Origin of the sequence: Streptomyces sp. C10-9-1, assembly GCF_024497955.1 — a bacterium.
In the GTDB taxonomy this organism is placed as follows: domain Bacteria; phylum Actinomycetota; class Actinomycetes; order Streptomycetales; family Streptomycetaceae; genus Streptomyces; species Streptomyces sanyensis.
In genome coordinates this window covers 353448-379012 of the sequence record NZ_JANHKP010000004.1, presented here as the reverse complement: position 1 = coordinate 379012, position 25565 = coordinate 353448, and the positions used below count along the sequence as shown (strand labels likewise).

Sequence of the window (25565 nt, the reverse complement as noted above, 5' to 3'; positions counted from 1 at the left end):
TGGACCGGGGCGTCGGGGTCCTCCGCCGTCCCTTCACCGTCCGGCGCCCAGCGGGCAGACTGGGCGGATGGCTGACCAGGACGTACAGAGGCCCGGGGGCGGACGCCCGCCGAGGCTGTCCGTGCTCCGCTGGGAGGAGGCGCCCGAGGGCCCCGCGCTCGTGCTCCTCGACCAGACCCTGCTGCCCGCCGAGGAGGTGGAACTCCGCTGCACCGATGTGCCCGCGCTGGTGGAGGCCGTCCGGACGCTCGCCGTCCGCGGGGCTCCGCTGCTGGGGATCGCGGGCGCCTACGGGGTGGCCCTGGCCGCCGCGCGCGGCTACGACGTGGAGGAGTCCGCCGGGCTGCTGGAGCGGGCGCGGCCCACCGCGGTCAACCTCGGTCGCGGGGTCCGCGCAGCGGCCGACGCCCATCGGCGGGTCCTGGCCGGCGGAGGGTCCGCGGAGGCGGCCGCCTCCGCGGCACTCGGTGCCGCGGAGGAGCTGCATCGGGCGGATGCGGAGGCGAGCCGCCGGATGGCCTCCCACGGCCTGGCCCTTCTGGAGGAGCTGCTGCCCGGAGGCGGATACCGGCTGCTCACGCACTGCAACAGCGGCGCGCTGGTCTCCGGAGGGGAGGGCACCGCCTTCGCCGTGGCGCTGGCCGCGCACCGGGCCGGTGAGCTGCGGCGGCTGTGGGTGGACGAGACCCGTCCGCTGCTCCAGGGGGCCCGGCTCACCGCCTTCGAGGCAGCGCGCCACGGCATGCCGTACAGCCTGCTCGCGGACAACGCGGCCGGGTCGCTGTTCGCGGCCGGGGAGGTCGACGCGGTGGTCATCGGCGCCGACCGGATCGCCGCCGACGGCTCGGTGGCCAACAAGGTGGGCAGCTACCCGCTCGCCGTGCTGGCCCGGTACCACCACGTTCCGTTCGTCGTGGTGGCCCCCACCACGACCCTGGACGCGTCCACCGCCCGCGGCGACTCGATCGAGATCGAGCAGCGCCCGGGCCGGGAAGTGACGGAGTTCACACTGCTGCGGGCGGGTGCGGAGGCGGCGCGCGATGGTGGGGTGTCCCTGGCACCGTTGGGGGCGCAGGCGTACAACCCCGCCTTCGATGTGACGCCCCCCGGACTCGTGACCGCGGTGGTCACCGAGGAGGGGGTGCTGTCGCCGGTCACCGGCGGCGGAATCGCCGAGCTGTGTGCCAGGTCACGACGGGTATCGATGAGCTAATGGGATGATGTCGAATATGAAGGGACGAGTCCTTGTCGTCGACGACGACACCGCACTGGCCGAGATGCTCGGCATCGTGCTGCGTGGTGAGGGTTTCGAGCCGTCGTTCGTGGCCGACGGAGACAAGGCACTTGCTGCCTTCCGGGAGACCAAGCCGGACCTGGTGCTGCTGGATCTGATGCTTCCCGGACGGGACGGCATCGAGGTGTGCCGCCTGATCCGTGCCGAGTCCGGCGTGCCGATCGTCATGCTCACCGCGAAGAGCGACACGGTCGACGTGGTCGTGGGCCTGGAATCCGGCGCCGACGACTACATCGTCAAGCCGTTCAAGCCCAAGGAGCTGGTGGCCCGGATCCGCGCCAGGCTGCGCAGGTCCGAGGAGCCCGCCCCCGAGCAGCTGACCATCGGCGACCTGGTCATCGACGTGGCCGGCCACTCCGTGAAACGGGACGGGCAGTCGATCGCGCTGACGCCGCTGGAGTTCGACCTGCTGGTGGCCCTGGCCCGCAAGCCCTGGCAGGTGTTCACCCGTGAGGTGCTCCTGGAGCAGGTGTGGGGCTACCGCCACGCGGCGGACACCCGTCTGGTCAACGTGCATGTTCAGCGGCTGCGCTCCAAGGTCGAGAAGGACCCCGAGCGGCCGGAGATCGTCGTGACCGTCCGGGGCGTCGGTTACAAGGCGGGACCGAGCTGAGATGTCCGGCGGCAGCGCTGCTCCGAAGCCCGGGGGGCCGGGAGTCCGTACGGGGCGGGCTGCCCGTCCGGGCCGTGGGCCCGCACGGCTCGGACGCCTGATCCAGGACGGCGCGCCCGGCGGGCCGATACCCCGGCTGGCGCTGCGCTGGCTGCGGCGCCCGCTGCTGCCCGCGGTACGCCTGTGGCGCCGCAACATCCAGCTCAGGGTGGTCGTCACCACCCTCCTGATGTCACTGGGCGTCGTCCTCCTGCTGGGCTTCGTCGTGATCGGGCAGGTCCGCAACGGCCTCCTCGACGCGAAGAGCAAGGCCGCCCAGAGTCAGGCCGCGGGCGGGTTCGCCGTCGCCCGGGAGCAGGCCGACACCCCCGTGGGCCCCTCGGGTCAGGAGGGCCCCGCCTCGGCCGCGCGCAACGCCAACTCCTGGCGCTCCGACCTGGTGGCGCAGCTGGCCAGCGGCGGCAAGGGCTCCTACAACGTGGTCGCGCTGAGTGCCGACTCCGAGCGCGGCGGAACGGGCCGCGCCCCGCGGACCTCGGGCCTGGTCGACCCGGCCAGCATCCCGGAGGCCCTGAGGGAGGCCGTCGGACGGGGTTCGGGGACGTACGAGACGTACATCAGCATCCGCTACTGGAACGACTCCTCCGACACCGAGCCCGGCCTGGTCGTCGGCACCCGGCTGAACGACATCGAGGGCAAGCCCTTCGAGCTGTACTACGTCTTCCCGCTGGCCCAGGAGGAGCAGTCGCTCGCCCTGGTCCGCGGGACGCTCGCGACCGCGGGGCTGTTCGTGGTGGTCCTCCTCGGCGCGATCGCCTGGCTGGTCGTGCGGCAGATCGTCACGCCCGTGCGGATGGCCGCCGGTATCGCCGAGCGCCTGGCCGCCGGCCGGCTCCAGGAGCGCATGAAGGTCACCGGCGAGGACGACATCGCCCGCCTCGGCGAGGCCTTCAACAAGATGGCCCAGAACCTCCAGCTCAAGATCCAGCAGCTGGAGGACCTGTCCCGGATGCAGCGCCGCTTCGTCTCGGACGTCTCGCACGAGCTGCGCACCCCGCTGACCACGGTGCGCATGGCGGCCGACGTGATCCACGAGGCGCGCAGCGACTTCGACCCCGTGACCGCGCGCTCGGCCGAACTGCTGGGCGACCAGCTCGACCGCTTCGAGTCCCTCCTGTCCGACCTGCTGGAGATCAGCCGCTTCGACGCCGGCGCCGCGGCCCTGGAGGCCGAGCCCATAGACCTGCGCGAGGTCGTCCGCCGGGTCATCGACGGTGCGGAGCCGCTCGCGGAGCGCAAGGGGTCGAGGATCCGGGTGGTGGGCGACCGCCAGCCGGTGGTCGCCGAGGCCGATGCCCGCCGGGTCGAGCGGGTGCTGCGGAACCTGGTCGTCAACGCGGTGGAGCACGGGGAGGGCAAGGACGTCGTCGTCCGGATGGCCGCCGCCGGCGGGGCCGTCGCCGTCGCCGTGCGCGACTACGGCGTCGGGCTGAAGCCGGGCGAGGCCACGAGGGTGTTCAGCCGCTTCTGGCGCGCCGATCCGGCCCGGGCCCGCACCACCGGCGGCACCGGGCTCGGCCTGTCCATCGCCGTGGAGGACGCCCGCCTCCACGGGGGCTGGCTCCAGGCCTGGGGCGAGCCGGGCGGCGGCTCCCAGTTCCGCCTGACGCTGCCGCGCACCGCGGACGAGTCGCTGCGCGGGTCGCCGATACCGCTGGAGCCGGAGGACTCCCGGCAGAACCGGGAGCGCACCGCCCCGTCGGGTGAACCGGCGGCGGACGGGCACCACCGGACGTCCGCGCCCGCCCAGTCCGCGGCGGACCTTCCGCCCCTGCCCGCCCAGCAGCGGGGCGGCGCCCCCGTCGGGGTGGACCCGGCGGCCCTGCCGGGCAGCGCCTCCCGCGTCGTGGCGTGCCAGGTGGGCGAGCGCAGCGAGGAGACGCCGGCACAGGTGGCACCGGAACGGGAGGAATCGGCTCGTGGGCGCTGAACGGAACAGGCCGCACCGTCGGTCACTGCGCAGCGCCGCTCTGATCGGCTGCGGGGCCGTGGTGCTCGCCGGATGCGCGTCCATGCCGGACAGCGGAGACGTCCACGCGGTGAAGGCGTCCCAGCGGGGCGACGCCCAGGTCCGCGTCTACGCCGTCCAGCCGCGCCAGGGCGCCACCCCGGACGAGATCGTCACCGGCTTCCTGGAGGCGATGACCAGCGACGACGCCAACTTCGCCACCGCCCGCTCCTATCTGTCCGCCGAGGCGTCCGAGCAGTGGCGTCCCCAGGAGTCCACGACCGTGCTGACGGCGGCCCCCGACCCCGGGGCCCCCGTGCTGGGCACCGGGAACGACCCGGGCATGACCTATCCGCTCTACGGCCGCCAGATAGCCAGCGTGGACGCCCAGCACGCGTACCAGCCGGTGCCGCCGACCGACTACCAGCGCACCATCCACCTGTCCCGCCAGGGCGGGGAGGAGGGCGAGTGGCGCATCGACAGCCTGCCGCCGGGCCTGCTCCTCGGCGCCTCCGACTTCGAGCGCAACTACGTCTCGGTCAACAAGTACTACTTCGCCTCGGGGCGCGACGTGGTCGTGGCGGACCCGGTGTACATCCGCCAGCGCCAGGACCCGGTCACCCGCCAGGACCCGGTCACCCAGGCCGTGGCGGCGCTGCTCGCCGGTCCCACGGGCTGGCTGGAGCCCGTGGTCGAATCGCGGTTCCCCGGCGGGACCGCCCTGATGAAGGGCGTGAAGACGCTCGACCTGGACGACCGGAACGTCCTGAAGGTGCCGCTGAACGAGCGCGCCGTGGGCGTCTCCCGGACGCAGTGCACCAAGATGGCCGCGCAGATCCTGTTCACGCTCAAGGACATGTCGTCCGCCCGGGTGGAGCAGGTCGAGCTGATCGGCGACGGGACGCAGCTGTGCGTCCTCAGCAGCGGCCAGGCCAAGCAGTACGCCCCCGACCACGTCGTCGGCAGCCCCGAGCACCAGTACTTCGTCGACGAGCACGACCGCCTGGCGCTGCTGGAGAGCCGCGCGGAGGACGAGACGGCCGAACCGCGGAACGTGCCCGGTCCCTTCGGCGACGGCAGGCTCCCCATGAGCAGCGTCGCCGTCTCCCGCGACGAGCGCACCGGCGCCGCGGTGTCCAAGGACGCCGCCTCGCTGTACGTGACCTCGGTGGTCACGGGCTCCGAGCTCAAGGGCGAGGTCCTGCGCAGCCAGGGCCCCACCCGCGAGGAGCGGCTGTCGGCGCCGAGCTGGGACGGCCGGGGCGACCTGTGGGTGGCGGACCGCGACCCGGCCGACCCGTCGCTCGTCCGGGTCCCGCAGGGAACCGGGACCCCGCAGGACGTCCGGATCGTCCCGGGGCTCGACGGCGCGCGGATCGAGGCGCTGCGGGTCTCGGCCGACGGTGTCCGGATGGCGCTGCTGCTGACGCAGGACGGGAAGACCACTCTGAAGATCGGACGGGTGGAGCACCGGGGGCCGAGCGACGACCCGGCGGTCACCATCGCCGACCTGCGGCCCGCCGCGCCGCAGCTGGAGACGGTGACGGCGGTCTCCTGGGCCGGCCCGAGCCGCCTGGTGGTGGTCGGCAAGGAGTCCGGAGGCGTCCAGCAGGTCCGCTACATCCAGACCGACGGCTCCACCGCCGCCAACGCGATCCTGCCGGGGCTGAACCAGGTGAGGGCCGTGGCGGCCTCGGACGACGAGACCATGCCGCTGGTGGCCTACTCGGAGGAGGACGGCATCGTGCGCCTGCCCGCCGGCGCCAACTGGCAGACGCTGGTCAAGGAGGGGTCCGCCCCGGTCTACCCGGGCTGAACCGGGCGGTTCCCGCCACGGCGGCCGGGTGGGGGCGCGCCGCCCTCTCCGGCCGGGCCGGAGGTCCCCGTCCACAGGGGTGGCGCGGGGCGCCGCGACCCCGCCACCGTGGGGGCGTGGACGGATGGTGGCACGCGGCCGTGGAACTGGTCCTGCCGGTCGACTGCGCGGGGTGCGGTCGGCCGCGGTCCCTGCTGTGCGCGCGGTGCGAGGCGGCACTGCTGGCCCCCGGTGCCCGCAGGGCCGTGGTCGCGGACGCCCCTCGGGGGCTGCCGCCGGTCCACGCGGCGGCCGACTACCGCGGCCCGGTGCGGGCCGCCCTCCTCGCCCACAAGGAACGCGGGGCGACGGGGCTGGCCCGGCCGCTGGGCCGGGCCCTCGCCGCCGCGGTGCGGGCTGCCGCCGCCTGCCGCGCCGCGGCCGGTCCCGCGGGGGAGCGCCCCTCGGCGGGGCTGGCGCTGGTGCCGGTGCCTTCCGCCCGGCGGGCGGTACGGGCGCGGGGGCACGACCCGGCGCGCCGCATCGCGGCCGCGGCGGCGGCCCGGCTGCGGGGCACGGGCACCGAGGCGTGCGTCCTGCCCGCCCTGCGCCAGGCGCGCCGGGTGGCGGACCAGGCGGGCCTGACGGCCTCCGAGAGGCTGGCGAACATGTCCGGGGCCCTGGAGGTGCGCCGCGGCGCGGAGGGCCTGTGTGCGGGCCGGAGGGTGGTCCTGGTGGACGATCTGGTGACCACGGGCGCCACGCTCGCGGAGGCGGCCCGTGCACTGGGTGCCGCCTCCGCGGAGGGGCCCGGCTTTCCGTCCTTCGAACACGTGAGCGCCGCAGTGGTGGCCTGGACAGCACCGCCGTGGAAATAAACAGGAACTGACGGGGAACCCGCAACGTTGCAGGTAGTGAGAGGGCAATAACCCCTGATCGGAGGTACCTTCTGGTAACGGGTGCCGCCGACCCGCACACCGAGCTATGTTCGGTGGTGAGAAGGGGTGCCCGGGCCTCACCGAAACTCCCCGCCATGTTTTCCGGACGGGATTTCGGGACAGGGACCAACTCAAAATCGATGGGGTGGAGATCCCGTCGACCGGGGAGGAGGAGGTGAAAGTCACCACGTCCGAAGCCCCGTGATCGACGGGGCCTGGTGCACAAAGGGAAATGCTCCGCAGCCGATGGGGGCGGAGCGACCCGGGAACGGAGTTCTGCGTGGACATCGTCGTCAAGGGCCGCAAGACCGAGGTGCCCGAGCGGTTCCGCAAGCACGTGGCCGAGAAGCTGAAGCTGGACAAGATCCAGAAGCTCGACGGCAAGGTGATCAGCCTCGACGTCGAGGTGTCCAAGGAGCACAACCCGCGGCAGGCCGACCGTTCCGACCGGGTGGAGATCACGCTCCGCTCGCGCGGCCCGGTGATCCGCGCCGAGGCCTCGGCCGCCGACCCGTACGCAGCGCTCGATCTCGCCACGGGAAAGCTGGAAGCACGACTCCGCAAGCAGCACGAGAAGCGCCACAACAGGCGCGGCAACGGACGGCTCACCGCGGCCGAGGTGGCCGATGTGGTGCCCGGCGTCGCCGAGTTGAACGCCAACGGCCAGCCGGTCGCCGCCGAGGAGCCGCCGGAGACCGTCCCCACCACGCGCATGGGATCACTCGAGGTCCAGGGCGAGGGCCCGCTGGTGGTCCGCGAGAAGCTGCACACCGCAGCGCCCATGACCCTCGACCAGGCCCTCTACGAGATGGAACTGGTCGGGCACGACTTCTACCTCTTCGTCGACTCCGAGACGAAGCACCCCAGTGTCGTCTACCGGCGGCACGCCTACGACTACGGCGTCATCCAGCTGGAGACCGACCCGCTCGCCGGGGCGGAGGCCGGCGGCGCCGGAGGCGCCCTCGGCGGCTGACCGCCGCACCGGGCGGACAGCGGCCCGCAGCCCCCGGAGGTCCGCGGTGGGCTTCCCGCACCGGCGGAGCCCACCGCGTACGGAAGGCGGTGTGACGGTCCGTCGAATCCCTGACAGCGGTGCCCCTGGAGCGCTCCGTGCGCCCCCAGGGGCACCATCGTGCGACCGCAGGACCCCCGATCCGCCGCCCCGGCATGAAAGCATGACGTCGGCAGGACCAACGGAGGTGCGGCGCACTGGCGTTGGCGGACCAGACATGATCTTCGGGCTGCGGCTCAGGGGGAGGAACCATGGCGGACGGCTTCGGGCCTGTGCAGAGCGAAGCGGGCCACCTCGCCGGTGCGGCAGCGGAGGCCGACGGCTCGGCCGGGGTCCGTGAGGCGGAGCCCATCCGGGTCCTCGTCGTGGACGACCACGCACTCTTCCGGCGAGGGCTGGAGATCGTCCTCAAGCAGGAGGAGGACATCCAGGTCGTCGGCGAGGCGGGGGACGGGGCGGAGGCCGTCGACAAGGCGGCCGACCTGCTTCCCGACATCGTGCTGATGGACGTGCGGATGCCCAAGCGCGGCGGCATCGAGGCCTGCACCTCCATCAAGGAGGTGGCCCCCAGCGCAAAGATCATCATGCTGACGATCAGCGACGAGGAGGCCGACCTCTACGACGCGATCAAGGCGGGGGCCACCGGCTACCTGCTGAAGGAGATCTCCACGGACGAGGTCGCCACCGCCATCCGGGCGGTCGCCGACGGGCAGTCCCAGATCAGCCCGTCGATGGCGTCCAAGCTGCTCACCGAGTTCAAGTCGATGATCCAGCGCACCGACGAGCGCAGGCTGGTGCCCGCGCCCCGGCTGACCGACCGGGAGCTGGAAGTTCTCAAGCTGGTCGCCACGGGCATGAACAACCGCGACATCGCCAAGGAGTTGTTCATCTCCGAGAACACCGTGAAGAACCACGTCCGCAACATCCTGGAGAAGCTCCAGCTGCACTCCCGCATGGAGGCCGTCGTGTACGCGATGCGGGAGAAGATCCTGGAGATCCGCTGACCCGGTGCCCTCCCGGGCCGCCCGCCGCCCGGGGGCGCCGCCCGGCCCGGAGCCGGGCGCGACGCGGGCCGACGCCCGGGTGCCTCAGCCCAGCGCCCTGACCAGGCCGGCGGCCAGCTCGGGCCGGTCGCACCGCTCCACGCGCACCGTGTCGCAGCCGACCCACGTCGCGGCCTCGCGCAGTGCCCGCGCCATCGGCTCCACCGCCCCGGCCCCGTCCAGCGACACCTGGCGTGCGACCAGCGTCCCGCCCTCGCGGGCGGGGTCGACCCGGCCGCGGAGCCGGCCCCCCGCCAGCAGCGGCATCGCGAAGTAGCCGTGCACCCGCTTCTGCTTGGGGACGTACGCCTCCAGCCGGTGGACGAAGCCGAAGATCCGCTCCGTGCGGGCGCGCTCCCAGATCAGCGAGTCGAAGGGGGACAGCAGGGTGGTGCGGTGCCGTCCCCGCACCGGTGCCGCCAGGGCCTCCGGGTCCGCCCAGGCCGGCTTCGCCCAGCCCTCGACCCGCACCGGCACCAGCCCGGAGTCGGCCACCACCGCGTCGAACTGCTCGCCCTTGATCCGGTGGTAGTCGGCGATGTCGGACCTCGTCCCGACCCCGAGCGCGCGGCCCGCCAGCAGGACCAGGCGGCGCAGGCACTCCGCGTCGTCCAGCGCGTCGTGGAGCAGGGCATCCGGAACCGCGCGCTCCGCCAGGTCGTAGACCCGCTTCCAGCCGCGCCGCTCCGTGCACACCACCTCGCCGTACATCAGGGCGCGCTCGACGGCGACCTTGGAGGCCGACCAGTCCCACCACTCGCCGCCGTTCTTCGCGCCGCCGAGCTGCGTGGCGGTCAGCGGTCCCTGGGTGCGCAGCTGACGGATCACCTGGTCGTACGCGCCGTCGGGGAGGTCCTGGAACCACTGAGGCCGGGAGCGGTAGGCGCGGCGGCGGAAGGCGAAGTGCGGCCACTCCTCGATCGGCAGCACGCACGCCGCGTGCGACCAGTACTCGAAGCTGCGGCCGCCGCCCCAGTAGGCCTCGTCCACGGTGCGGCGCCCCACCGCGCCGAGGCGCGCGTACGGGACGAGCTCGTGGGAGCGGGCCAGCACGGAGATGGTGTCGAGCTGGACGGCGCCCAGGCTCCGCAGCACGCCGCGGACACCGGCCCGCCGGTCGGGGGCGCCGAGGAGCCCCTGGGCGCGCAGCGCTATGCGGCGGGCCTCGTCGGCGGACAGGTCCAGGGCGGGGGACGGCAGCGTGGTCATGCCCGCACCCTAGAGCGCGGCACTGACAGGGCCCCGGCCGTCCTCCCCGGCCGCGGGCAGGTAGGAGCGCGTCCCGGCCAGCCCGAGGTCGGAGGGGAGCAGCGAGCCCACCCACGCGTCCCGCAGGGTGTCCTTGTTCACCAGGGCGGCCCGCAGCACGCCCTCCATGCGGAAGCCCGCCTTCTCCGCCACGGCCCGGGAGCCCCGGTTGCCGACCTCCGCGCGCCACTCCAGCCGGGTGGCGCCGAGGCGGACGAACGCCCAGTGGGCCACCGCGCCCACCGCCTCCGTCATGACGCCCCGCCCGCGGTGCTCCTCGGCCGTCCAGTAGCCGACCTCCCAGGTGCCCGAGAAGGTGCGCAGGGTGACCGCGACGGACGCCGCCACCTCGCCGCCCTCGCGCGGCAGCACGGCGAAGGTGCACATGGTGCCGTTGCGCCAGCCGTCGGGCACGACCTGCTCGGTGAACTCCGCGGCGTGGTGCCATTCGTACGGCGAGGGAACCGTCGTCCACCGCTGGATGTCCGGGTCCTGGCACGCCTGGTGGACGGCCCGGGTGTCCTCGGCCGTGAAGGGCCGCAGGACGAGTCGCTCGGTGGTGAGGGTGATCGGCTCCATGCGGGGATTGTGGTTCAGCCGCGGCCGGGGACGCGAGCAGTTTCGCGCGTTCCCGGCACCTTCCGAGGCCCCCGAGCGTTCACCTGGTGGCGGACAGCCCGGCCCCCGTGGCACGGGACCTCCCGGCGCGGCGGGGTCCTCGCTTACGATGGCCGGTGCGGTGGGGCCCACCTGCCGTGCCCGCGCCTAGTGTCCAACACCGACCCAGTGCCAGGCCCGACCGGCAAGGAGACCAGCCTCAGTGTCCGTCTTCAACAAGCTCATGCGTGCAGGCGAAGGCAAGATCCTGCGCAAACTGCACCGCATCGCGGACCAGGTCAACTCCATCGAAGAGGATTTCGTCGACCTCTCCGACGCCGAGTTGCGCGCCCTCACGGAGGAGTACAAGCAGCGCTACGCCGACGGCGAGAGCCTCGACGACCTGATGCCCGAGGCCTTCGCGACCGTCCGCGAGGGGGCCAAGCGCGTCCTCGGCCAGCGCCACTACGACGTGCAGATCATGGGCGGCGCCGCGCTGCACCTCGGCTACGTCGCCGAGATGAAGACCGGCGAGGGCAAGACGCTCGTCGGCACGCTGCCGGCCTACCTGAACGCACTCTCCGGCAAGGGCGTCCACCTGATCACCGTCAACGACTACCTCGCCGAGCGCGACTCCGAGCTCATGGGCCGGGTGCACCGCTTCCTGGGCCTGGAGGTCGGCTGCATCCTCGCCAACATGACCCCCGCGCAGCGCCGTGAGCAGTACAACTGCGACATCACCTACGGCACGAACAACGAGTTCGGTTTCGACTACCTGCGCGACAACATGGCGTGGTCCAAGGACGAGCTCGTCCAGCGCGGCCACAACTTCGCCTGCGTCGACGAGGTCGACTCCATCCTCGTCGACGAGGCCCGCACGCCGCTGATCATCTCCGGCCCCGCCGACCAGGCCACCAAGTGGTACGGCGACTTCGCCAAGCTGGTGACCCGCCTCACCAAGGGCGAGGCGGGCAACCCGCTCAAGGGCATCGAGGAGACCGGCGACTACGAGGTCGACGAGAAGAAGCGGACCGTGGCCATCCACGAGTCGGGTGTCGCCAAGGTCGAGGACTGGCTCGGCATCGACAACCTCTACGAGTCCGTCAACACGCCTCTCGTCGGCTACCTCAACAACGCCATCAAGGCGAAGGAGCTGTTCAAGAACGACAAGGACTACGTCGTCATGGACGGCGAGGTCATGATCGTCGACGAGCACACGGGCCGTATCCTCGCGGGCCGCCGCTACAACGAGGGCATGCACCAGGCGATCGAGGCCAAGGAGGGGGTGCCGATCAAGGACGAGAACCAGACGCTCGCCACGATCACCCTCCAGAACTTCTTCCGCCTCTACGACAAGCTCTCCGGCATGACCGGTACGGCGATGACCGAGGCGGCCGAGTTCCACCAGATCTACAAGCTCGGCGTCGTCCCGATCCCGACGAACAAGCCGATGGTCCGCATGGACCAGTCGGACCTGATCTACCGCACCGAGATCGCGAAGTTCGCCGCCGTCGTCGACGACATCGCCGAGAAGCACGAGAAGGGCCAGCCGATCCTCGTCGGCACGACCTCCGTGGAGAAGTCCGAGTACCTCTCGCAGCAGCTCAGCAAGCGCGGTATCCAGCACGAGGTCCTCAACGCGAAGAACCACGAGCGCGAGGCCTCGATCGTCGCCCAGGCCGGTCGCCGCGGCGCGGTCACCGTCGCGACGAACATGGCCGGCCGAGGCACCGACATCAAGCTCGGCGGCAACCCGGACGACCTGGCGGAGGCCGAGCTGCGCCAGCGCGGGCTGGACCCGGTCGACCATGTCGAGGAGTGGGCCGCGGCCCTCCCGGCGGCCCTGGAGCGCGCCGAGTCCGCGGTGAAGGCGGAGCACGACGAGGTCAAGGACCTCGGCGGCCTGTACGTCCTCGGCACCGAGCGCCACGAGTCGCGCCGTATCGACAACCAGCTGCGCGGCCGCAGCGGCCGTCAGGGCGACCCGGGCGAGTCCCGCTTCTACCTCTCCCTCGGCGACGACCTGATGCGCCTGTTCAAGGCCCAGATGGTCGAGCGGGTCATGGCCATGGCGAACGTCCCGGACGACGTCCCGATCGAGAACAAGATGGTGACGCGCGCGATCGCCTCCGCGCAGTCCCAGGTCGAGCAGCAGAACTTCGAGACGCGCAAGAACGTCCTGAAGTACGACGAGGTGCTCAACCGCCAGCGCGAGGTCATCTACGGCGAGCGCCGCCGGGTCCTGGAGGGCGAGGACCTCCACGAGCACGTCGGAAACTTCATGGACGACACCATCGACGCCTACATCCAGGCGGAGACCGTCGAGGGCTTCGCCGAGGAGTGGGACCTCGACCGGCTGTGGGGCGCCTTCAAGCAGCTCTACCCGGTGAAGGTCACCGTCGAGGAGCTGGAGGACGAGGTCGGCGACCGTGCCGGGATCACGGCCGAGTTCATCGCCGAGAGGATCAAGGAGGACGTCCACGAGCAGTACGCGGAGCGCGAGAAGCAGCTCGGCTCCGAGATCATGCGCGAGCTGGAGCGCCGGGTCGTGCTGTCCGTCCTGGACCGCAAGTGGCGTGAGCACCTCTACGAGATGGACTACCTCCAGGAGGGCATCGGCCTGCGCGCCATGGCGCAGAAGGACCCGCTGGTCGAGTACCAGCGCGAGGGCTTCGACATGTTCACCGCGATGATGGAGGGCATCAAGGAGGAGTCCGTCGGCTACCTGTTCAACCTGGAGGTCCAGGTCGAGCAGCAGGTCGAGGAGGTCCCCGTCGAGGAGCAGGCCGAGAAGCCCTCGCTCGCCAAGAAGGACGCGGTTCCGGCCGGGGCGCGCCCCGAGATCCGCGCCAAGGGGCTGGACGCCCCGCAGCGCCCCGACCGCCTGCACTTCTCCGCCCCGACGGTGGACGGTGAGGGCGGCGTCGTCGAGGGCGACTTCGCCGGTGACGGCTCGGCGCCCGCGTCCTCGGGCGGCATGACCCGTGCCGAGCGCCGCAAGGCCGCGAAGGGCGGCGGCCGCCGCCGCAAGAAGTAGCCCCGGAGCCCGGGCCCGTCCGTCGGGGCCGCACACCCTCCCGGTGTGCGGCCCCGACGCCGTTCCCCCGCGCCCCTGCCCCGGCCCTCCTCGGCCGGTGGGCGGGCACCGGCGGCCCGCACACCGGTGCCCGGGTGCCTCCGGGCCGGGCGCCCGTCCGCGGCGCTCCGGCGGCCGTACAGGCGCCGAAGGCGGCCGCCGTGCCCCGGGGCCGCGCGGCCCCGGGACAGGGGTGCGGGGCTCCGGGTGCCCGCACCGCCTGCCTTCGGCCCGATCCGCCCGGCCCCGCCCCGCCGGGCCGGGCGCCCGCGGTGGGTGGGCCCGCCGGTGGGACCGCCCGGTACGTCCCCTGAGGCCGTACGGAGGCCCCGGGCGAGGGCCCCGGTCCCCGCTGCCGCGCCCGTTCCGGGGCCGGCCCGAAACGGTCGTGCAAGGGCTCGCACCGGCCCCCCGCCCGGCCCCCGCACCGGACCACCTCCCGGCCCCCCCGCACCGGACCACCTCCCGCCCTGCTCACCGGGTGCGCTCACCGCCGAGTTCGACGGCGGCGCAGCGCCAGCGCAGGTCCTCCCCCTGCTCCAGGCGGAAGGCCATGGCCGTGACCCGCTCGCCCCACCCGATCCGGGCGAAGGCCTCGATCACCCCGGGCCCCGGATGGAACTCGCCGCAGTGCCGGACGACCGGGGTCACCCGGTCCTCGGGGCACAGCGGGGCTCCCGGGGCCAGGCGGACCAGCTGCTCGTACGCCTCCCCGACGGTGTGCCCCAGCATCCAGTGCACCGGGCGGCGGCCGCTCAGCACCGCCAGCAGGCGGTCGGCGAACCAGTAGTGCGGTTTGCGCTGCCTGCCGCGGGCGCGGGTGAGCGCCGCCGCCGCTGCCGCGGCGGGCCGGCGCTGGTCGTACCGCCCTGCCGGCCGTGTCCTGTGCGTCCTGTCCATGCGGATCGCCCCCGATGCGCTGGTCCGTCCCGGTATCCATACCGGGGAGTAGCTTCGACGGGGAACTTGTACGGCGTCGGGCAGGGCGCCGCAACGCCCCCCGCCTCCGCCCGCCCTGGGGGCCGATTTCACCTATCAGGGTGAGAGCGGCCGCCAGGGGCCCGGGCGCAGGGCGCCCGCACGGGGGCCGGGGTGGACGGGGCAGCCCCCGGGAGAGGCCCTTCGATCGGGGACGCCGCACGTATCCTGGGGGCGCGTCCCCGACTACGAAAGCGGCCAGCCATGCGCGTCTACGTCCCCCTGACCATCCCCGGTCTCGCCGAGGCGTACCGGGCGGGTGAGCTGGGACCCGGCCCGCTGGCCGCGTACGCCGTCACCCCGGGGCTGCGCGAGTGGTACGTCTCGGACGACATCGAGGAGCTGGAGTACGCGGCGCTGAACCGCGCCGCGGCCGCCTCCCTGCGTCTGCTGGCCGGTGCGCCCGACGCTCCGCGGCGGCGGGTCGTCGTCGCCGTCGACGTCCCCGACCGGGAGGCCGTGGCCGACCCGGACCAGGCCCTCCAGGCGGCGGCCCTCGGCGAGGTGCGGATCGCCGCCGCCGTCCCGATGGCCAAGGCCGCCGCGGTCCACGTCGACGCCCGCGAGGCGGTCGACGACGTCTCCGCCGCCGTGGACGCGCTCGGCGCGGCCGACCACGGGGACGACGACGCGCAGTTCACCGTCGACGGGGCCGAGGACCACGAGCTGCTGTGGTTCGGCGTCCAGGAGATCCCGGGCCTCGTCGGCTGACGGCCCGCACCCCGCCGGGCGCCCGCCGCCCCGGCCCGCGCCCCGGGCGCCGTCGGAGGCTCCCGGTACCGTGTAGCGGATGGAGAACACGGGGAACCCGGTCGCCCACCTGGTGTGGGACTGGAACGGCACACTGCTCGACGACATCACCGCGGTCATCGGGGCGACCAACGCCGCCTTCGAGGAGATCGGCCTCGCGCCGATCACCCTGGAGCGCTACCGCGAGCTGTACTGCGTCCCCGTGCCCCGCTTCTACGAGCGGCTCATGGGGCGCCTGCCGACCGAGGCCGAGTGGCAGGTCATGGACGCCGCCTTCCACCGGCACTACACCGACCGGCGGCCCGGCTGCGGGCTGACCGAGGGCGTGGAGCAGCTGCTGGGCGCGTGGCAGGAGGCGGGCCGCAGCCAGTCCCTGTTGAGCATGTACGGCCACGATGATCTGGTCCCGGTCGTGCGGGGGTACGGGATCGAGAGCCGGTTCGTCCGGGTCGAAGGGCGCCGGGGCCCCTCCGGCGGGTCCAAGGCGGCGCACATGGAGCGCCATCTCGGGGCCCTGGAGGGCGTGTCCCCCCGGCGCACCGTGGTGATCGGCGACGCGGTCGACGACGCGATCGCCGCGGCCCATGTCGGCGCACGGGCGGTGCTCTACACCGGCGGCTCACACAGCAGGGCGAGCCTGCGGACCGCGGGGGTGCCCGTGGTCGACACCCTGGCGGAGGCGGTCGCCGAGGCGCTGGCACTGGCCTCCTGACGGGCGCCCGCCGCGGGAGCCCGCCCGGGCCGTGTCCGGGAGCGCCCGGAGCCCCCACCGCCGGACGCGCCCCGCCCGGCCGTGCTCAGGTGACCGGGGCCTTCTCCCGCAGGATCCCCAGGAAGGCGCGCATCCACGCCGAGTGGTCCGGCCAGGCCCGCGAGGACACCAGGGTGCCGTCCACCACGGCCTCGGTGTCCTGGAAGGTGGCGCCCGCCGCCTGCATGTCCAGCTCCAGTGCGGGGTAGGCGGTCACCCGGCGGCCTTCCAGGCCGCCGACCGCCGCGGTCAGCAGCGGCCCGTGGCAGATCTGGGCCACCGGCTTGTCGGCGTCGAAGAACGCCTTGAGGATCTTGCGCAGCTCCCCGTCGTTGCGCAGGTACTCCGGGGCGCGCCCGCCGGGGATGACCACCGCCGCGTAGTCCCCGGCGTCGACCTCGGAGAACGCCAGGTCGGCGGGCCAGGTGTAACCGGGCTTCTCGGTGTAGGTGTCGAAGCCCGGCTCGAAGTCGTGGACGACGAAGCGGAGCTGCTTGCGGGACGGGGCGGCGATGTGGACCTCGTACCCCTCCTCGACCAGCCGCTGGTAGGGGTAGAGCACCTCCAGGGACTCCGCGGCGTCCCCGGTGACGATAAGGATCTTCGTGGTCATGGCTGCTCCCGGTGGTTGGTTGCCATGAGGGCCTGTGTCGCTGTCCAGACTGTCAAACTTCGGGCCCAGGTTTTGTACACATACGGCTCATGACGTTCCGGGGGGCAAGGGCGATAGCCTGGGGGCGTGATCAGCGCGATATGCCCGGGGGGCAGCGAAGCCCCCACCGGGCTCCGCCCGGCCACCGCCGGGGGACAGCGCCCGGAGAGCCACCGCCTCCGGGCGATGCCTGATCGTCTCCGCCGTCCGGCCCGCCCGCCTCACGTGGCGCCCCGCGGCCCGGGCATCCCATCTCGCGGTACGGCATCCGCAACGACCGGGCACCCCGTGTCGCGGCGTCGCACCGCAGCATCTTTCACCTACGTCACGCAACGGCGCGCGACAGGAGCCAGAGGACATGCAGACCAAGCTGGACGAAGCCAAGGCCGAGCTGCTCGCACGGGCGGCCCGGGTCGCTGAGCACAGCCCGGTCGGGGGGAACCTCCCGACCGTGGCCGAGCAGGGGGAGCGTCCCGACCGGGACACCCTGCTCTCGTATCTCCAGCGCTACTACCTGCACACCGCTCCCGAGGACCTCACGGACCGCGACCCGGTCGACGTCTTCGGCGCGGCGCTCTCCCACTACCGCCTGGCCGAGAACCGCCCCCAGGGCACGGCCAACGTCCGGGTGCACACCCCGACCGTCGAGGAGAACGGCTGGACGTGCAGCCACTCCGTGGTCGAGGTGGTCACCGACGACATGCCCTTCCTGGTCGACTCGGTCACCAACGAGCTCTCCCGCCAGGCCCGCGGCATCCACGTGGTGATCCACCCGCAGGTCGTCGTCCGCCGCGACGTGACCGGCCGGCTCGTCGAGGTGCTCCCCGAGGGCGCCGGGCTGACGAAGCTGCCGCACGACGCCCTCGTCGAGTCCTGGATCCACGTCGAGATCGACCGCGAGACCGATCGCGCCGACCTGAAGCAGATCACCGCCGACCTGCTGCGGGTGCTCTCCGACGTCCGCGAGGCCGTCGAGGACTGGGAGAAGATGCGCGACGCCGCCCTGCGGATCGCCGACGGCCTCCCCGACGAGCCCACCGCCGGCGACCTGCGCGACCAGGAGGTGGAGGAGGCCCGCGAGCTGCTGCGCTGGCTCGCCGCCGACCACTTCACCTTCCTCGGCTACCGCGAGTACGAGCTGACCGACAGCGACGCGCTCGCCGCCGTCCCCGGCACGGGTCTCGGCATCCTGCGCTCCGACCCGCAGCACACCGACGACGAGGACCACCCGGTCAGCCCCTCGTTCAGCCGGCTGCCCGCCGACGCCCGCGCCAAGGCCCGTGAGCACAAGCTGCTCGTGCTCACCAAGGCCAACAGCCGCGCCACCGTGCACCGGCCGAGCTACCTGGACTACATCGGCGTCAAGAAGTTCGACACCGAAGGCAACGTGATCGGGGAGCGCCGCTTCCTCGGGCTCTTCTCCTCCGCCGCGTACACCGAGTCCGTGCGCCGGGTCCCCGTGATCCGCCGCAAGGTCGCCGAGGTGCTCCAGGGCGCCGGCTTCTCGCCCAACAGCCACGACGGCCGCGACCTGCTCCAGATCCTGGAGACCTACCCGCGCGACGAGCTGTTCCAGACGCCGGTCGACCAGCTCCGGGCGATCGTCACCAGCGTGCTCTACCTCCAGGAGCGCCGCCGGCTCCGGCTCTACCTGCGCCAGGACGAGTACGGGCGCTACTACTCCGCGCTCGTCTACCTTCCCCGCGACCGCTACACCACCGGCGTGCGGCTGCGCCTGATCGACATCCTGAAGGAGGAGCTCGGCGGCATCAGCGTCGACTTCACCGCCTGGAACACCGAATCGATCCTCTCCCGGATCCACTTCGTGGTCCGCGTGCCCGCCGGCACCGAGCTGCCCGACCTCACCGACGCCGACACCGAGCACATCGAGGCGCGGCTCGTCGAGGCGGCCCGCTCCTGGGCGGACGGCTTCGGCGAGGCGCTCAACGCCGAGTTCGGCGAGGAGCGCGCGGCCGAGCTGCTGCGCCGCTACGCCCACGCCTTCCCCGAGGGCTACAAGGCCGACCACTCGCCCCGCTCCGCCGTCGCCGACCTGGTGCGCCTGGAGCAGCTGACCCACTCCGACCGCGACTTCCAGCTCTCGCTGTACGAGCCGGTCGGCGCCGGTCCCGGCGAGCGCCGCTTCAAGATCTACCGGACCGGGGACCAGGTGTCCCTCTCCGCCGTGCTCCCGGTGCTCCAGCGGCTCGGCAGCGAGGTCGTCGACGAGCGTCCCTACGAGCTGCGCTGCGCCGACGGCACCCACGCCTGGATCTACGACTTCGGCCTGCGGATGCCGCTGCCGGGCGGAGCCGGCGACTACCTCGCCGACGACGCCCGCGAGCGATTCCAGGACGCCTTCGCCGCGGTGTGGACCGGCGAGGCGGAGAACGACGGCTTCAATGCCCTGGTGCTCGGCGCGGGCCTGGACTGGCGCGAGGCCATGGTGCTGCGCGCCTACGCCAAGTACCTGCGGCAGGCCGGTTCCACCTTCAGCCAGGACTACATGGAGGACACCCTCCGCACCAACGTCCACACCACCCGGCTGCTGGTCTCCCTCTTCGAGGCGCGGATGTCGCCGGACCGGCAGCGGGCCGGTACCGAGCTGATCGACGGCCTGCTGGAGGAGCTGGACGGCGCCCTCGACCAGGTCGCCTCCCTCGACGAGGACCGCATCCTGCGCTCCTTCCTCACGGTGATCAAGGCGACGCTGCGGACCAACTTCTTCCAGAAGACCGGCGACGGCGCCAACCACGCCTACGTGTCCATGAAGTTCGACCCGCAGGCCATCCCCGACCTGCCCGCGCCCCGCCCGGCGTTCGAGATCTGGGTCTACTCGCCCAGGGTCGAGGGCGTCCACCTGCGCTTCGGCAAGGTCGCGCGCGGCGGGCTGCGCTGGTCCGACCGGCGGGAGGACTTCCGCACCGAGATCCTCGGCCTGGTCAAGGCCCAGATGGTGAAGAACACCGTGATCGTGCCGGTCGGCGCGAAGGGCGGCTTCGTCGCCAAGCAGCTCCCCGACCCCTCGGTGGACCGCGACGCCTGGCTCGCCGAGGGCATCGCCTGCTACCGCGTCTTCATCTCCGCGCTGCTCGACATCACGGACAACATGGTCGCGGGCGAGGTCGTGCCCCCGTCCCGGGTGGTCCGGCACGACGAGGACGACACCTACCTGGTGGTCGCCGCGGACAAGGGCACGGCGTCCTTCTCCGACATCGCCAACGAGGTGGCCGTCTCCTACGACTTCTGGCTGGGCGACGCCTTCGCCTCCGGCGGTTCCGCGGGCTACGACCACAAGGGCATGGGCATCACGGCGCGCGGCGCCTGGGAGTCGGTCAAGCGCCACTTCCGGGAGCTCGGCCACGACACCCAGACCGAGGACTTCACGGTCGTCGGCGTCGGCGACATGTCCGGTGACGTCTTCGGCAACGGGATGCTGCTCAGCGAGCACATCCGGCTGGTGGCCGCCTTCGACCACCGGCACATCTTCATCGACCCGACGCCCGACGCGGCCACCTCCTACGCGGAGCGCCGCCGCCTGTTCGAGCTGCCGCGCTCCTCCTGGGCCGACTACGACACCGAGCTGCTCTCCGCGGGCGGCGGCATCCACCCGCGCAGCGCCAAGTCGATCCCGGTCACCGCGCCGATGCGCGCCGCGCTGGGCATCGACCCCGAGGTCACCAAGGCGACCCCGGCCGAGCTGATGCAGGCGATCCTGAAGGCGCCGGTCGACCTGCTGTGGAACGGCGGCATCGGCACCTACGTCAAGGCCGTCTCCGAGTCGAACCCCGACGTCGGAGACAAGGCCAACGACGCGATCCGCGTCAACGGCGAGGACCTGCGGGTCCGGGTCGTGGGCGAGGGCGGCAACCTCGGCTGCACCCAGCTCGGCCGGATCGAGTTCGACCGCAAGGGCGGCAGGATCAACACCGACGCCATCGACAACAGCGCCGGTGTGGACACCTCCGACCACGAGGTCAACATCAAGATCCTGCTCAACGGCCTGGTCGCCGAGGGCGACATGACCGTCAAGCAGCGCAACGCCCTGCTGGCGCAGATGACCGACGAGGTCGGCGCCCTGGTGCTGCGCAACAACTACGCCCAGAACACGGCCCTGGCCAACGGGGTCGCGCAGTCGCCGTCGCTGCTGCACGCGCACCAGCGCTTCATGCGCCGCCTCGGACGGGACGGGCACCTGGACCGGGCGCTGGAGTTCCTCCCGGCCGACCGGCAGATCCGCGAGCTGCTGAACACCGGGCGCGGCCTCAGCCAGCCCGAACTGGCCGTCCTGCTCGCCTACACCAAGATCACGGTGGCCGAGGAGCTGATCGGCACCACCCTGCCGGACGACCCCTACCTGCGCCGCCTGCTGCACGCCTACTTCCCGCAGCCGCTGCGGGAGCGTTTCGCCGGGGCGATCGACTCCCACGCGCTGCGCCGGGAGATCGTGACCACGGTGCTCGTCAACGACACGGTGAACACCGGCGGCTCCACCTTCCTGCACCGGCTCCGCGAGGAGACCGGGGCGTCGGTCGAGGAGATCGTGCGCGCGCAGACCGCCGCCCGGGGCATCTTCGGCCTCAGTGCGGTCTGGGACGCCGTGGAGGCCCTGGACAACCAGGTGGCCGCCGACGTCCAGACCCGGGTCCGGCTCCACTCCCGGCGGCTGGTCGAGCGCGGCACCCGCTGGCTGCTCGGCAACCGGCCGCAGCCGCTCCAGCTCGCGGAGACGGTGGACTTCTTCGCCGAGCGGGTGGCGGAGGTCTGGGACTCGCTGCCGAAGATGCTGCGCGGCGCGGACGCCGAGTGGTACCGGGGCATCCTGGACGAGCTCACGGCGGCCGGCGTCCCCGAGGAGCTGGCGCAGCGCGTCGCGGGCTTCTCCTCGGCCTTCCCGGCGCTGGACATCGTCGCGATCGCGGACCGCACCGGGCAGGACCCGCTGGCGGTCGCGGAGGTGTACTACGACCTCGCGGACCGGCTGTCCATCACCCAGCTGATGGACCGGATCATCGAGCTGCCGAGGGCCGACCGCTGGCAGTCGATGGCCCGGGCCTCGATCCGCGAGGACCTCTACGCCGCCCACGCGGCCCTCACGGCGGACGTGCTCTCGGTCGGCGAGGGTTCGGCGACGCCGGAGGAGCGCTTCCGGGCCTGGGAGGAGAAGAACGCTGCCCTGCTGGGCCGGGCCCGCACCACGCTGGACGAGATCCACGGGTCGGACGCCTTCGACCTGGCGAACCTGTCGGTGGCGATGCGGACGATGCGCCAGCTTCTGCGCGCGCACAGCTGACCTCGGCGGCGTCCCGTCCCGGAAGGCGCGCACCGGCCCGGTGCGCGCCTTCCGGCGTCCCCGGCGGCGGGGCGCCGACCCGCCGCCGGGGACGCGGCACGGTCCGCGGCTCAGCCGGCCCCGGCGAGGGCGGCCGTCCGCGCCGCGGAGGGCCGCGCGGAGGGGGCCGCGTCCAGCGTCGCGGCCAGCAGGGGGCGCAGCCGTGCCGGGTAGCCGGTCAGGTCGGGCGGATCGTGGGCGGTGCCCGCGATCCGGGTCGCGATCACCAGGGCGCCGCCCTCCCCGTAGGGGTGGCGGCCGGTGGCCGCCTCGGCGGCGACCAGCCCCAGGGTGAACACGTCGGAAGCGGGGGTGACCTCGCGTCCGAGGGCGTGCTCCGGGGACATGTACCGGGGTGTGCCCACCATCCGCCCGGCCGTGGTCAGCGAGGAGGTCCCGTCGGCGGCGCAGGCCACCCCGAAGTCGAGCAGCCAGGGCCCGTCCCGGGTCAGCAGCAGGTTCGCCGGCTTGACGTCCCGGTGGACGAGCCCGGCGCCGTGGACGGCGGCGAGCGCCCGCGCGGCGCCCGCGACGACGGCCAGGACCCGTCCCACGGGCAGCGGACCCTCCTCGCGCAGCACGGTGTCCAGCGGGGTGCCGGGGACGTACAGGGTGGCGAGCCAGGGCTGCTCGGCGTGGGCGTCGTGGTCGACGACCGGCACCAGGTGCGGGCCCGTGACCGAGCGGGCCGCCGCGACCTCCCGGGCGAAGCGGCGACGGAAGCTCTCGTTCCGGGAGTGGGCGCGGCGGATCAGCTTCAGTGCGACGGGGAGGCGCCCGTCCCGGCTGCGGGTGAGGTAGACGGTGCCCATACCGCCCTCGCCGATCCGCCCGAGGAGGCGGTACCCGGCGATCTCCCGGGGGTCGTCCTCGCGCAGGGGCTCCGGCGCCCGGCTCGTGCCCATCCCCTCACCCCTCACCCGGTGGCAGCAGGGGAGCCTACCCGCGGGGGCGGACTACGTGTGCTCGGTGAAGCGTTCGTAGGCGGCCACGACCTCCTTCGCCGGTCCGTCCATCCGCAGGGTGCCGGCCTCCAGCCACAGCGCCCGGTCACAGGTCCCGGTGATGGAGGCGTTGCTGTGGCTGACGAGGAAGACGGTGCCCGCCTCGGCCCTCAGCTCCTCGATCCTGCGGCGGCTGCGCCGCCGGAAAGCCGCGTCGCCGGTGGCCAGCGCCTCGTCGATGAGCAGGACGTCGTGGCTCCGGGCGGCCGCGATGGAGAAGCGCAGCCGGGCGCTCATGCCGGAGGAGTAGGTGCGCATCGGCAGCGAGACGAAGTCGCCCCTGTCGTTCACGCCGGAGAACTCCACGATGCCGGCGTACCGTTCGCGGATCTCCTGGCGGGTCATGCCCGTCGCGAGCCCGCCGAGGACGATGTTGCGCTCTCCGGTGAGGTCGGCCATCAGCGCGGCGTCGACCCCGAGGAGGGAAGGCCGGCCGCTGGTCCAGACCGTGCCCCGGGTGGTGGGCAGCAGCCCGGCGATCGCCTTGAGCAGGGTGGACTTCCCGGAGCCGTTGGAGCCGATCAGCCCGATCGCCTCACCCCGGTGGGCCGTGAAGCTCACGCCCTTCAGGGCGTGGACCTCCCGGATGCCGGCGGCGGGCCGGCGCGCCAGGATCCGGCCGAGCGCGGAGGCGGCGCCGCCCCGCCCGGGCCGGCCGCCGCCCGTGCGGTAGGTGACGTGGACGCCGTCGGCGACGACGGTGGGGACGCGGCCGCCTCCGGGGGCGGGCGGGCGCCGGTCGGTGTCAGTCACGGCCGTACCGCTCCTCCGCCGCCCAGAAGTACACGAATCCGCCGACCCCGGCGGCCAGCGCCCACCCGGCTGCCGCCGCCCACACATGGGGCGGCAGCCGGTCGGCGGTGAAGGAACCGATGAACGCGAAGCGCACCAGGTCGATGTAGAGGGCGACCGGGTTGTAGCGCAGCAGCGCGGCGGCCGCAGCGGGTACCCGCCCGTCGGCCACCACCGCGTCCAGCGACCACATGACCCCCGAGGCGTACATCCAGGTGCGCAGCAGGAAGGGCATCAGCTGCGAGATGTCCGGGGTGCGGGCCGCGATCCGGGCGAGGACCATCGACAGGCCGGTGCCGAACAGGGTCTGGAGCGCCAGTGCGGGCACTGCCAGCAGCCAGGAGGCGCGGGGGAGCTCCCCGGACAGCAGGAGGATCGCCACCAGCGCGGCGAGCGAGAACAGCAGCTGCTGGACCTGCTGGAGGGCGAGGGCGATCGGCAGCGAGGCGCGGGGGAAGTGGAGCGCCCGCACCAGCGGCAGGTTGCCCGACACGGCGCGGGTGCCCGCCGTCAGGGTGTTGGCGGTGAAGGTCCACACGAAGACCCCGGCGACCAGGAAGGGGACGAAGTCGGGGACGTCGTCGCCGGTGCCGAGGAGCACGCCGAACACCAGGTAGTACACGGCGGCGTTGAGCAGCGGGGTCGCCAGCTGCCAGACCCGGCCCAGCCGGGCCTGGCTGTACTGGGCGGTGAGCCTGGCCGTGGCGAAGGCGGCGATGAAGTGCCGCCGCTCGTAAAGGCCGCGCAGATAGGCGGGCAGCGAGGGGCGCGCACCGCTGGCGGTGAGACCGTGCCGGGCGGCGAGGGCGGCCGGGGTTTCTGCGGGTTCCCTCCCGGCGGGGGCGCCGGGGTACGCGGGGACGGGGGCAGTGGTCACGCGGGAGATCGCTTTCGTGCTCGGCCCGGTGGCGCCGGTGCGCCGCGGGCAGCCGTGTGGCGCAAGGACGGGACGATACCGTTTCGTCGCTACGGAGACGTTAGGCAGAAGAGCGTCGCAACGCAACCGTTTCGTCGTGGCGGGTATGCTTCCGGTCATGCCTGCGCAACCGGGAACCCCGCGGCGCGCCCCCGCCGGAGCGGCCGTGCTGCGGGAGGACGTGACGGCGGCCATCCGCACGGCCGTCTTCGAGGAGCTTGCCGAGGCGGGCTTCGCCCGCATGTCCATCGAGGGCATCGCCCGGCGCGCCGGGGTCGGCAAGACCGCGGTCTACCGCCGCTGGAAGTCCAAGCTCGCCCTCGTCCTCGACCTCGTCACCGCCGTGGCCGCGCAGGGGCTGCCCGTCCCGCGGACCGGCTCCCTCCACGGGGACGTGCGCGCCCTGCTGGAGGTGGCCGCCGGTGCGCTGCGGCACCCGGTGGCCTCGCGCGTGATCCCCGAGCTGCTGGTGGAGTCCGCCCGCAACCCGGAGATGGCCCGGGCCATCAAGGCGGCGCTGCTCGACAGCCGCGACGGCGTGGCGGCTGTCGTCGTCCGCGAGGCCGTGGCCCGCGGTGAGCTGCCCGAGGGGACCGACCCGGACCGTGCGCTGGACCTGATCGCGGGCCCGCTCTACTGGCGGCTGGCCGTCGTCGGCGGCGACCTGCCCGAGGGCTACCTGGACGGGCTCGCGGTGTCGGCGGTGGCGGCCCTCACGGCCTGACCGCCCCCGCGGGCCGTCCCTCCGGACCCGGTGCGTGACCGG

General features: G+C 73.2%; 19 protein-coding genes. 12 read left to right on the top strand and 7 right to left on the bottom strand.

Annotated elements, in window-relative coordinates; all coding sequences use genetic code 11:
- The first annotated feature begins 67 nt into the window (after positions 1-67).
- The 7 genes from mtnA to NPS70_RS08090 all read left to right on the top strand — a co-directional run bounded on the left by mtnA (position 68) and on the right by NPS70_RS08090 (position 8664).
- Positions 68-1213, top strand: coding sequence for an S-methyl-5-thioribose-1-phosphate isomerase (gene mtnA / locus NPS70_RS08120; protein ID WP_256523380.1), 1146 nt, complete (start codon positions 68-70; stop codon positions 1211-1213).
- A 4-nt stretch (positions 1214-1217) separates the two neighbouring features.
- Positions 1218-1907 (top strand): two-component system response regulator MtrA, encoded by a 690-nt coding sequence (gene mtrA / locus NPS70_RS08115; protein WP_305885567.1) that lies wholly within the window; start codon positions 1218-1220, stop codon positions 1905-1907.
- Between the two features lies 1 nt (position 1908).
- Positions 1909-3897 (top strand): MtrAB system histidine kinase MtrB, encoded by a 1989-nt coding sequence (mtrB, locus tag NPS70_RS08110; RefSeq protein ID WP_256523379.1) that lies wholly within the window; start codon positions 1909-1911, stop codon positions 3895-3897.
- A gap of 82 nt (positions 3898-3979) precedes the next feature.
- Positions 3980-5731, top strand: a complete 1752-nt coding sequence (locus tag NPS70_RS08105) for an LpqB family beta-propeller domain-containing protein (protein ID WP_256523378.1) — start codon at positions 3980-3982, stop codon at positions 5729-5731.
- A 116-nt stretch (positions 5732-5847) separates the two neighbouring features.
- Positions 5848-6588 (top strand): phosphoribosyltransferase family protein, encoded by a 741-nt coding sequence (locus tag NPS70_RS08100; protein ID WP_308314991.1) that lies wholly within the window; start codon positions 5848-5850, stop codon positions 6586-6588.
- A gap of 340 nt (positions 6589-6928) precedes the next feature.
- Entirely contained in the window at positions 6929-7621 is a 693-nt protein-coding gene (gene hpf, locus NPS70_RS08095) for a ribosome hibernation-promoting factor, HPF/YfiA family (RefSeq protein ID WP_256523407.1), read from the top strand.
- Between the two features lie 290 nt (positions 7622-7911).
- Positions 7912-8664 carry a response regulator transcription factor gene (locus tag NPS70_RS08090; protein WP_256523377.1) on the top strand — a complete coding sequence of 251 codons (753 nt, stop codon included), beginning with the start codon at positions 7912-7914 and terminating at the stop codon, positions 8662-8664.
- Between the two features lie 84 nt (positions 8665-8748).
- On the opposite strand, the gene NPS70_RS08085 is transcribed toward NPS70_RS08090, so the two are convergent.
- Positions 8749-9912 (bottom strand): winged helix-turn-helix domain-containing protein, encoded by a 1164-nt coding sequence (locus NPS70_RS08085; protein ID WP_256523376.1) that lies wholly within the window; start codon positions 9910-9912, stop codon positions 8749-8751.
- A gap of 9 nt (positions 9913-9921) precedes the next feature.
- Positions 9922-10530 (bottom strand): GNAT family N-acetyltransferase, encoded by a 609-nt coding sequence (locus NPS70_RS08080; RefSeq protein WP_256523375.1) that lies wholly within the window; start codon positions 10528-10530, stop codon positions 9922-9924.
- 241 nt (positions 10531-10771) lie between these two features.
- On the opposite strand from NPS70_RS08080, the gene secA reads away from it, so the two are divergent.
- Positions 10772-13585, top strand: a complete 2814-nt coding sequence (secA, locus tag NPS70_RS08075; RefSeq protein WP_256523374.1) for a preprotein translocase subunit SecA — start codon at positions 10772-10774, stop codon at positions 13583-13585.
- A gap of 513 nt (positions 13586-14098) precedes the next feature.
- On the opposite strand, the gene NPS70_RS08070 is transcribed toward secA, so the two are convergent.
- Positions 14099-14524: an Rv3235 family protein gene (locus NPS70_RS08070; protein WP_256523373.1), complete on the bottom strand. Its 426-nt coding sequence runs from the start codon at positions 14522-14524 to the stop codon at positions 14099-14101.
- Positions 14525-14806: 282 nt separating this feature from the next.
- On the opposite strand from NPS70_RS08070, the gene NPS70_RS08065 reads away from it, so the two are divergent.
- A complete protein-coding gene (locus NPS70_RS08065; RefSeq protein WP_256523372.1) occupies positions 14807-15313 on the top strand; it encodes a hypothetical protein in 507 nt (168 codons plus the stop codon).
- A gap of 79 nt (positions 15314-15392) precedes the next feature.
- A complete protein-coding gene (locus NPS70_RS08060) occupies positions 15393-16064 on the top strand; it encodes an HAD family hydrolase (protein WP_256523371.1) in 672 nt (223 codons plus the stop codon).
- Positions 16065-16149: 85 nt separating this feature from the next.
- On the opposite strand, the gene NPS70_RS08055 is transcribed toward NPS70_RS08060, so the two are convergent.
- Complete coding sequence (locus NPS70_RS08055) at positions 16150-16716, bottom strand: DJ-1/PfpI family protein (RefSeq protein ID WP_256523370.1); 567 nt, start codon at positions 16714-16716, stop codon at positions 16150-16152.
- Between the two features lie 397 nt (positions 16717-17113).
- Between NPS70_RS08055 and NPS70_RS08050 the strand changes: the two genes are divergently transcribed.
- Positions 17114-22048 (top strand): NAD-glutamate dehydrogenase, encoded by a 4935-nt coding sequence (locus NPS70_RS08050; RefSeq protein WP_256523369.1) that lies wholly within the window; start codon positions 17114-17116, stop codon positions 22046-22048.
- 110 nt (positions 22049-22158) lie between these two features.
- On the opposite strand, the gene NPS70_RS08045 is transcribed toward NPS70_RS08050, so the two are convergent.
- Genes NPS70_RS08045 through NPS70_RS08035 form a run of 3 tightly spaced genes read right to left on the bottom strand, consistent with a single transcriptional unit; the run spans position 22159 to position 24769 of the window.
- Positions 22159-22992 (bottom strand): serine/threonine-protein kinase, encoded by an 834-nt coding sequence (locus NPS70_RS08045; protein WP_256523368.1) that lies wholly within the window; start codon positions 22990-22992, stop codon positions 22159-22161.
- Between the two features lie 51 nt (positions 22993-23043).
- The gene (locus NPS70_RS08040; RefSeq protein WP_256523367.1) at positions 23044-23844 is read right to left on the bottom strand and encodes an ABC transporter ATP-binding protein; all 801 of its coding nucleotides are present in this window, start codon (positions 23842-23844) and stop codon (positions 23044-23046) included.
- Positions 23837-24769, bottom strand: coding sequence for an ABC transporter permease (locus NPS70_RS08035; protein WP_374211960.1), 933 nt, complete (start codon positions 24767-24769; stop codon positions 23837-23839). Before NPS70_RS08035 ends, NPS70_RS08040 begins: the two co-directional genes overlap by 8 nt.
- Positions 24770-24917: 148 nt before the next feature.
- Between NPS70_RS08035 and NPS70_RS08030 the strand changes: the two genes are divergently transcribed.
- A complete protein-coding gene (locus NPS70_RS08030; RefSeq protein WP_256523365.1) occupies positions 24918-25523 on the top strand; it encodes a TetR/AcrR family transcriptional regulator in 606 nt (201 codons plus the stop codon).
- Positions 25524-25565 lie beyond the last annotated feature (42 nt).